Here is an 8,219-nt window from a genome sequence, read left to right as displayed (position 1 = left end):
CGCGTCCGCCTGCCCGCCCGCCTGCCCGGCTGGCCGTCCGCCTGCCCGGCTGGCCGCCCATCTGGCCGCCCGTCCGCCTGGCCGTCCGTCCGCCTGGCCGTCCGTCCGCCCGTCCGTCCGCCCGCGCACCTGGCCGCCCGCCCAGAGCCGGACGGGGAAGCAGCCGCCCGTCCGCCCAGCCGGACGGGGGAGCAGCACCCCGCCCCGGGGAGTCTGCTCCCCTCAGCCCCCGGCGATCTCCGACACCCGCACCGGACGCCGCTCCCGTCGCGACAGTTCACACGCCTCGGCGACCCGCAGGGCTTGCAGCGCTTCGCGGCCGTCGCACGGGTTCACCCGTTCGCCGCGTACGACGTCGACGAACGCCGCGAGTTCCGCCTCGTACGCGGGAGCGAACCGCTCCAGGAAGCCTGGCCACGGCTTCTCCGGAGGCGGCGGGCCCGAGGGTTCCACGGACGACAGGGGCGTGCGGTCGTCGAAGCCGACCGCGATCTGGTCCTCCTCGCCCGCCAGTTCCATCCGGACGTCATAACCCGCGCCGTTGCACCGCGTGGCCGTCGCCGTGACGAGCGTGCCGTCGTCGAGGGTGAGGACCGCCGCGGCCGTGTCCACGTCGTCCGCCTCGCGGAACATCGCGGGCCCGGCGTCCGAGCCGTTCGCGTACACCTCGGTCACCTCGCGCCCCGTCACCCAGCGCACCATGTCGAAGTCGTGGACCAGGCAGTCGCGGTAGAGGCCGCCGGAGAGCGGGAGGTACGCGGCCGGGGGCGGCGCCGGGTCGGAGGTCATCGCCCGGACCGTGTGCAGCCGCCCGAGCCGTCCCGACCGCACGGCCTCGCGCGCCGCCACGTATCCCGAGTCGAATCGCCGCTGGAAGCCGAGCTGGAGCACCGTGCCCGCGGCCTCGACCTCTCCGAGTGCGGTGAGCGTGCCGGGCAGATCGAGGGCGATGGGCTTCTCGCAGAAGACCGGCAGGCCCGCCCGCGCCGCCTTGCCGATCAGCTCGGCGTGCGCGGAGGTCGCCGCCGTGATCACCACCGCGTCCACCGGCCCCGACCGGCCGCTCCCCGTGAAGATGTCGTCCACCGAAGACGCCGAGGACGCGCCGATCCGCGCCGCGAGCCCGGCCGCGCGCCCGACATCGGCATCGGCGACGACCAGCGCGTCCACCTCGGGATGCCGCTGGAGAGCCGTCGAGTGAAATGTGCCGATACGGCCCGTTCCGATCAGTCCGATGCGCATGCCCCCACCCTTGCCACACCCCGCGATCCTGTCAATCCTTTGTCCGGACAACAGAACTTCAGAACTTCCCGTCATCATTCCCTGCGACTACGCTCCCCATGTGCCCAAATCAGCCGCCAAACCAGCCGTGGACCCGACCGTCTCGCTCCAGCTCGGTGTCGACCGCAGCAGCCCGGTCCCGCTGTACTTCCAGCTGTCCCAGCAGCTGGAGGCGGCGATCGAGCGCGGCGCTCTGACGCCGGGGACCCTGCTCGGCAACGAGATCGAGCTGGCGGGGCGGCTCGGGCTCTCCCGGCCCACCGTCCGCCAGGCCATCCAGTCGCTCGTCGACAAGGGGCTGCTCGTACGCCGCAGGGGCGTCGGTACCCAGGTCGTGCACAGCCAGGTCAAGCGCCCCCTTGAGCTCAGCAGCCTCTACGACGATCTGGAGGCGGCGGGCCAGCGCCCCGAGACCCGGGTGCTGCGCAACACCGTCGAGCCCGCCTCCGCCGAGGTCGCCGCCGCGCTCGGCGTCGCGGAGGGCGACGAGGTGCACCTCGTCGAGCGGCTCCGTCTCGCCCACGGGGAGCCGATGGCGTTTCTGCGCAACCGACTCCCCGCCGGGCTCCTCGACCTCGAAACGCCGCGCCTGGAGGCCACCGGCCTCTACCGTCTGATGCGCGCCGCGAGCATCACGCTGCACAGCGCGCGCCAGTCCGTCGGCGCCCGCGCCGCCACCGCCGACGAGGGCGAACGGCTCGGCGAGCCCGCGGGCGCCCCGCTGCTCACGATGCAGCGCACGACCTTCGACGACACGGGCCGCGCGGTCGAGTTCGGCTCGCACATCTACCGGGCCTCGCGCTACTCCTTCGAGTTCCAGCTCCTCGTTCGGCCCTAGAACGCGTACGAAGGCCCCCGGGGATCAGTCCGTGGCCAGCAGGCCCGCGCGGAGCTTGCTCACGATGCGGGTGATGAGCCGGGAGACGTGCATCTGCGAGCAGCCCAGTTCGTCGGCGATCTGCTGCTGCGTCCGCTCCTCCACGAAGCGGAGATGGATGAGGGTGCGGTCCCGTTCGCCGAGGTCCGCGATCAGCGGGGCCAGGCTGTGGAAGTTCTCCACGAGCTCGAAGGACTGCTCGTCGACCCCGATGAAGTCGGCGAGCATCGTGTCGGACTCGTCGTCGGCTCCGTTGACCGCCGCGTTCAGCGAAACGGCGTTGTAGCCGTTGGCGGCCTTCTGCGCCTCGGCCACCTCGGAGGGCTTCAGCTGCATCAGTTCCGCGAGTTCGGCCGTGGAGGGCAGGCGGCCCAGGCGGGTGCGCAACTCCTCGGTGGCCTTGGACAGTTCGATGCGGGCTTCCTGCAGTCGGCGGGGCACATGCACGGCCCACGAGGTGTCGCGGAAGAACCGCTTGATCTCACCGGTGATGTAGGGGACGGCGAAGGAGGTGAACTCGACTTCGCGGGTCAGCTCGAACCGGTCGATGGCCTTGATCAGACCAATGGTGCCGACCTGGATGATGTCTTCCATCTCCTGCGGGCCGCGGTGCCTGAACCGGGAGGCCGCGTACTGCACGAGGGAGAGGTTCATCTCGATCAGGGCGTTGCGTACGTACTGGTACTCGTGCGTGCCTTCTTCGAGCTGAGTCAGGCGGTCGAAGAAACGCTTGCCGACCTCCCGCGCGTCCTTCGGCGCGATGGAGGAGGGGTCCGTGTACGCCCGCTCAACGAGGTCTTCCCCGGCCTGGTCGGCCGTTTCCTGCGTCTGCTCCTGCGCCGCGGTGATCATGCGTCCTTCTCCTTCTTCAGTTCGGCTCTTCGCTCCGCAGCCCACCCTGTACCCCGCCAATCGCTGCCCACACGTACAGACTTGCGACTGGGGCGACCGGGGCGGGTGAGGTGTTGAAAAGGGGCAAAAAGGAGGGGTGGGTCCGGCCGTCCCAGGCCGGGCCCACCCCTCGAGCACGCACGCCACTGCCCGTGGCGCCGTGCCGCTCTAGGTCGCGCTCATGAACGCCTCACCAGGTCGCGCTCATAAACGCTTCACCACCGGTACCAGCGGCCCTTGCGGCCGCCGCTCGCGGCGGGTCGGATCACGAAGCCGAGAAGCCACACCACGAGCAAGATGACCGCGACCCACCACAGCGCCTTGAGCGCGAAGCCCGCACCGAAGAGGAGCAGGGCCAGAAGCAGAACTACGAGCAGGGGAACCATTTGCTATCAACCTCCTGGCCACCGTGTGCCCTTGAGGTGCTCACATAAATACACAAAAGGCGTGTTTCTTTCACAAGTCGCAGGGCACGTGCCTGCGCCGTCGTGGAGTGCCCCGTTCCGCCCCGGCCATGCGTCGCGCCGACGATGTTTGCGCGGCGGCTGATCGGCTAACCGGAGGGGCAGCACATGATGTCGACGCCGAAGGAGCGTGAGCGGTTATGGCCGCCAACGAGAAGGGCAAGGCGAAGGTCGAGCAGGTCACCGGTGCCGCCAAGGAGGCCGCCGGACGTGCCGTGGGCAACGAACGCCTCACCGCCGAAGGCCGCGCCCAGCAGGCAAAGGGCGACGCACGCCAGGCCAAGGAAAAGACTAAGGACATCGGCAAGCACTGACCACCGCTGCGGTACGGCACCGCGGCACCACGCATGATCGTTGGGGCGGCCCCGCCTTCGGGGCCGCCCCAACGGCGTTGTGCGCCTTCCGGTGCCGAGCCCCGTGCCTGGTAACGCCCTCCGATACCAACTCGCCAACGGTCGTCAGAATGTTCTGACAAATCCATTGACGCTGCCGCGCGCCCGCCGCTAGAACTCCCCCAGCCGCACTCGGGCGGCCGGGAGAAGAGGTGGTCCCACCATGCGTAGTCCCACCATGCGTACAGCTCGCACGGCAGCAGCTCTCATTGCGGTGATCGCGCTCGCGGCCGGGTGCAGCAGTTCCGGCGGCAAGGACGACGAGGACAAGTCAGATGACGGCGGGGGAGGCGGCAAGGGCGTGAACACGCCCCGCCTCAAGATCGCGATGATCACCCACTCGGGTGAGGGCGACACCTTCTGGGACATCGTCCAGAGCGGCGCCAAACAGGCCGCCCGCAAGGACAACGTCGAGTTCCTCTACTCCGCCGACAAAGAGGCCAAGGGCCAGGCCGAACTCGTCCAGTCCGCGATCGACAAGAAGGTCGACGGCATCGTCGTCACCCTGGCCAAGCCCGAGGCGATGAAGGCGGTCCTCGGCAAGGCCGAGGACGCCGGGATACCGGTCGTCACGATCAACTCGGGCGGCGAGTTCTCCGCCGGGTTCGGCGCGCTGAGCCACATCGGGCAGGACGAGTCCGTGGCGGGCGAGGCCGTGGGCGACGAGCTCAACAAACGCGGCAAGAAGAAGGCGCTCTGCGTCATCCACGAACAGGGAAACGTCTCCCTCGAGCAGCGCTGCACGGGCGTGAAGAAGACCTTCGAGGGCTCGGTCGAGAATCTCAACGTCCAGGGCACCGACGCGCCCGGCTCCCAGTCCTCCATCAGTGCGAAGCTCCAGGCCACCAAGGACATCGACTCCGTCGTCACGCTCGGCGCCCCGATTGCCGCCTACTCGGTGAAGGCCAAGGAGGACTCCGGCAGCAAGGCGGAGGTCGACACGTTCGACCTCAACGCCGAGGTCGTCAAGCGCCTCAAGGCCAAGGAGGTCGGCTTCGCCGTCGACCAGCAGCCCTACCTCCAGGGCTACCTCGCCATCGACGAACTGTGGCTCTACAAGACCAACGCGAACGTCCTGGGCGGCGGCAAGCCCGTCCTCACCGGACCCGCGATCGTCACCGAGAAGGACGTGCCCGAGCTGGAGAAGTACACCGCCCGCGGTACCCGATGAACACATGCGTGATCCGCGTGGTCGATACTTGGGCCGCTGGGGCCGGGGATCCGGACCGGCCTCACCGAAGAGCAGAGCTAGAAGGGCACGGCGTCGTGGCAAGGGTTCAGACAGGGGTACGTGCGGTGGGCGCCGTGCTGGTCGCGGTGCTCGGGGTATCCCTCGCGGGGTGCAGCAGCACCGGCGGCAAGCGCGCCGAGGACGCACGCAAGGCGGCAACGGCACAGGGCAAGGCCGCGGTGAACACGCCGAACTGGACGTTCGGAATGGTGACCCACTCGGGTGACGGCGACACGTTCTGGGACATCGTCCAGAGCGGCGCCGAACAGGCCGCCCGCAAGGACAACATCAAGTTCCTCTACGCCCACGACGACGAGGCCCAGCAGCAGGCCCAGCTCGTGGACTCGTACATCGACAAGAAGGTCGACGGCATCATCGTCACCCTCGCCAAGCCCGACGCGATGAAGGGCGCCCTGGCCCGTGCCAAGAAGGCCGGCATCCCGGTGATCACCGTGAACTCGGGCTCCGCGGAGTCCAAGGCGTTCGGCGCGCTCACCCACATCGGCCAGGACGAGACGATCGCGGGCGAGGCCGTCGGCGACGAGCTCAACAAGCGCGGCAAGAAGAAGGCGCTCTGCATCCTGCACGAGCAGGGCAACGTCGGGCACGAGCAGCGCTGCGAGGGCGCCAAGAAGACCTTCGACGGCAAGATGCAGAACCTGTACGTGACCGGCACGAACATGCCCGACGTGCAGTCCTCCATCGAGGCCAGGCTCCAGTCCGACAAGTCCATCGACTCGGTCGTCACGCTCGGCGCGCCCTTCGCGGACACCGCCGTGAAGGCCGCCGACAGCGCGGGCAGCGAGGCCGAGGTCGACACCTTCGACCTGAACGAGAAGGTCGCGGCGGGCCTGAAGAACGGCGATCTCGGCTTCGCCGTCGACCAGCAGCCCTACCTCCAGGGCTACGAGGCCGTGGACCTGCTCTGGCTCTACAAGTACAACGCCGATGTGCTCGGCGGCGGCAAGCCGGTCCTCACCGGACCGCAGATCGTCACCAAGGACCAGGCCGACGAGCTGGAGGATTACGCGAAGCGAGGGACCCGATGACCGCCACAGCCCCGGCGCCCGCGCCGTCCCCGGGCTCTCCGGGCACCAAGACGGACGAGCGCCTCCTGAAGGCCTCGCCGCTGAAGAAGCTGATGGGCCGCCCCGAGCTCGGCTCCGTCGTCGGCGCCATCGCCGTCTTCATCTTCTTCGCGGTAGCGGCGGACAGCTTCCTGCAGGCCACCAGCCTGGCCACGGTGCTCTACGCGGCATCGACGCTCGGCATCATGGCGGTGCCGGTGGCGCTCCTGATGATCGGCGGCGAGTTCGACCTGTCGGCGGGCGTCATGGTGACGACCTCCGCGCTGATCTCGTCGATGTTCAGCTACCAGATGACGGCGAACGTCTGGGTGGGCGTGCTCGTCTCGCTCGTCGTGACCCTCGCGATCGGCGTCTTCAACGGCGTGATGCTGACGCGCACCGACCCGCCGAGCTTCATCATCACGCTCGGCACGTTCCTGATGCTGACCGGCATGAACCTCGGCTTCACCAAGCTGATCAGCGGCACGGTCTCCACGAAGTCGATCGCCGACGTGGAGGGCTTCACCTCCGCCAAGGACGTCTTCGCCTCGACGCTGACCATCGGCGGCGTCGACTTCAAGATCACGATTCTCTGGTGGCTCGGCCTGATCGTGGTCGCCACCTGGGTCCTGCTCCGCACCCGCGTCGGCAACTGGATCTTCGCGGTCGGCGGCGGCGAGGACGCGGCCCGCGCGGTCGGTGTCCCGGTCGCCGCGACCAAGATCGGCCTCTACATGGGCGTCGCCTTCGGCGCCTGGGTCTCCGGCCAGCACCTGCTCTTCTCGTACGACGTCGTCCAGTCCGGCGAGGGCGTCGGCAACGAACTGATCTACATCATCGCGGCCGTCATCGGCGGCTGTCTGATCACCGGCGGATACGGCTCCGCGGTCGGCGCGGCCGTGGGTGCCCTCATCTTCGGCATGGTCAGCAAGGGCATCGTGTTCGCCGAGTGGAACCCGGACTGGTTCAAGTTCTTCCTCGGAGTGATGCTGCTCCTGGCGACCCTGCTCAACCACTGGGTCCGCAAGCGCGCGGAGGCGACGAAGTGACCACCGACTCGATTGACGTCACCGACGCGGTGCCGGGCCCCGACCCCGACCGCACGCCGCTCGTCGAGCTCGACGACGTCAGTAAGTACTACGGCAACATCCGCGCCCTCGAAGGGGTCTCCCTGGAGGTCCACGCGGGCGAGATCTCCTGCGTCCTCGGCGACAACGGCGCGGGCAAGTCGACCCTCATCAAGATCATCGCGGGGTTGCACCGGCACGACGCGGGGGAGTTCCGCATCGATGGCGAGGACGCGAAGCTGAGCTCGCCGCGCGAGGCCCTGGACCGGGGCATCGCCACGGTCTACCAGGACCTCGCGGTGGTCCCGCTGATGCCGGTCTGGCGCAACTTCTTCCTCGGCTCCGAGCCGACGAAGGGCGCGGGCCCTTTCAAGCGCCTGGACGTCGACCTCATGCGCGAGACGACCCGCGCGGAGCTCCTGCGCATGGGCATCGACCTGCGCGACGTCGACCAGCCCATCGGCACCCTGTCGGGCGGTGAGCGCCAGTGCGTGGCGATCGCCCGCGCCGTGTACTTCGGCGCCAAGGTCCTGGTCCTCGACGAGCCGACGGCGGCGCTTGGCGTCAAGCAGTCGGGCGTCGTCCTCAAGTACGTCGCCGCGGCGCGGGACGCGGGCCTCGGAGTGGTCCTGATCACCCACAATCCGCACCACGCCTACCTCGTCGGCAACCGCTTCGTCCTCCTGAAGCGCGGCACGATGTTCGGCAGCTATGCGCGGGACGAGGTGACCCTCGATGAGCTGACCCGCCAGATGGCGGGCGGCTCCGAGCTGGATGATCTCCGTCACGAACTGGAGAAGCGCTGATCAAGGCCCCGTCAGGGGCGCGGGGAACTGCGCGCTCAGCCCCCAAAAAGCCGCAGTCGCCGCCGCCCGGCCGGCCCCGGGACGCCGCTGGGGGGGGTGTGGGGGTTGGGGGGGACGTGGGCCCCCCCCCGGCGGGGGGGCCC

9 protein-coding genes are annotated in these 8,219 nt (G+C 69.2%); 6 read left to right on the top strand and 3 right to left on the bottom strand.

Going from position 1 to position 8,219, the window contains the following annotated elements:
* Positions 1 to 222: 222 nt before the first annotated feature.
* On the bottom strand, positions 223 to 1,242 hold the full coding sequence (locus ACWFR3_RS46055; protein ID WP_453740709.1) for a Gfo/Idh/MocA family protein: 1,020 nt from the start codon (positions 1,240 to 1,242) through the stop codon (positions 223 to 225).
* A 127-nt stretch (positions 1,243 to 1,369) separates the two neighbouring features.
* Here ACWFR3_RS46055 and ACWFR3_RS46050 point away from each other — a divergent pair, with 127 nt between their 5' ends.
* Entirely contained in the window at positions 1,370 to 2,119 is a 750-nt protein-coding gene (locus tag ACWFR3_RS46050; protein WP_453740710.1) for a GntR family transcriptional regulator, read from the top strand.
* Positions 2,120 to 2,143: 24 nt separating this feature from the next.
* Here ACWFR3_RS46050 and ACWFR3_RS46045 read toward each other — a convergent pair whose 3' ends face one another.
* Together ACWFR3_RS46045 and ACWFR3_RS46040 are read right to left on the bottom strand one after the other, a co-directional pair.
* Entirely contained in the window at positions 2,144 to 3,010 is an 867-nt protein-coding gene (locus tag ACWFR3_RS46045; protein ID WP_453740708.1) for a SigB/SigF/SigG family RNA polymerase sigma factor, read from the bottom strand.
* A 254-nt stretch (positions 3,011 to 3,264) separates the two neighbouring features.
* Positions 3,265 to 3,435 (bottom strand): hydrophobic protein, encoded by a 171-nt coding sequence (locus ACWFR3_RS46040; RefSeq protein WP_365863272.1) that lies wholly within the window; start codon positions 3,433 to 3,435, stop codon positions 3,265 to 3,267.
* Between the two features lie 218 nt (positions 3,436 to 3,653).
* On the opposite strand from ACWFR3_RS46040, the gene ACWFR3_RS46035 reads away from it, so the two are divergent.
* From ACWFR3_RS46035 to ACWFR3_RS46015, 5 genes are all read left to right on the top strand, one after another.
* Positions 3,654 to 3,827 carry a CsbD family protein gene (locus ACWFR3_RS46035; RefSeq protein ID WP_453740707.1) on the top strand — a complete coding sequence of 58 codons (174 nt, stop codon included), beginning with the start codon at positions 3,654 to 3,656 and terminating at the stop codon, positions 3,825 to 3,827.
* A 256-nt stretch (positions 3,828 to 4,083) separates the two neighbouring features.
* Positions 4,084 to 5,076 carry a sugar ABC transporter substrate-binding protein gene (locus tag ACWFR3_RS46030; RefSeq protein ID WP_453740706.1) on the top strand — a complete coding sequence of 331 codons (993 nt, stop codon included), beginning with the start codon at positions 4,084 to 4,086 and terminating at the stop codon, positions 5,074 to 5,076.
* Positions 5,077 to 5,171: 95 nt separating this feature from the next.
* Positions 5,172 to 6,185: a sugar ABC transporter substrate-binding protein gene (locus ACWFR3_RS46025; protein ID WP_453740705.1), complete on the top strand. Its 1,014-nt coding sequence runs from the start codon at positions 5,172 to 5,174 to the stop codon at positions 6,183 to 6,185.
* The gene (locus tag ACWFR3_RS46020; protein WP_453740704.1) at positions 6,182 to 7,252 is read left to right on the top strand and encodes an ABC transporter permease; all 1,071 of its coding nucleotides are present in this window, start codon (positions 6,182 to 6,184) and stop codon (positions 7,250 to 7,252) included. Before ACWFR3_RS46025 ends, ACWFR3_RS46020 begins: the two co-directional genes overlap by 4 nt.
* Positions 7,249 to 8,076 carry an ATP-binding cassette domain-containing protein gene (locus ACWFR3_RS46015; RefSeq protein WP_453740703.1) on the top strand — a complete coding sequence of 276 codons (828 nt, stop codon included), beginning with the start codon at positions 7,249 to 7,251 and terminating at the stop codon, positions 8,074 to 8,076. Before ACWFR3_RS46020 ends, ACWFR3_RS46015 begins: the two co-directional genes overlap by 4 nt.
* Positions 8,077 to 8,219: the final 143 nt, after the last annotated feature.

Source organism: Streptomyces sp. NPDC055189, from assembly GCF_053606765.1.
The sequence above is the reverse complement of the archived record's forward strand: the minus strand, read 5'-3'. Positions and strand labels throughout refer to the sequence as shown.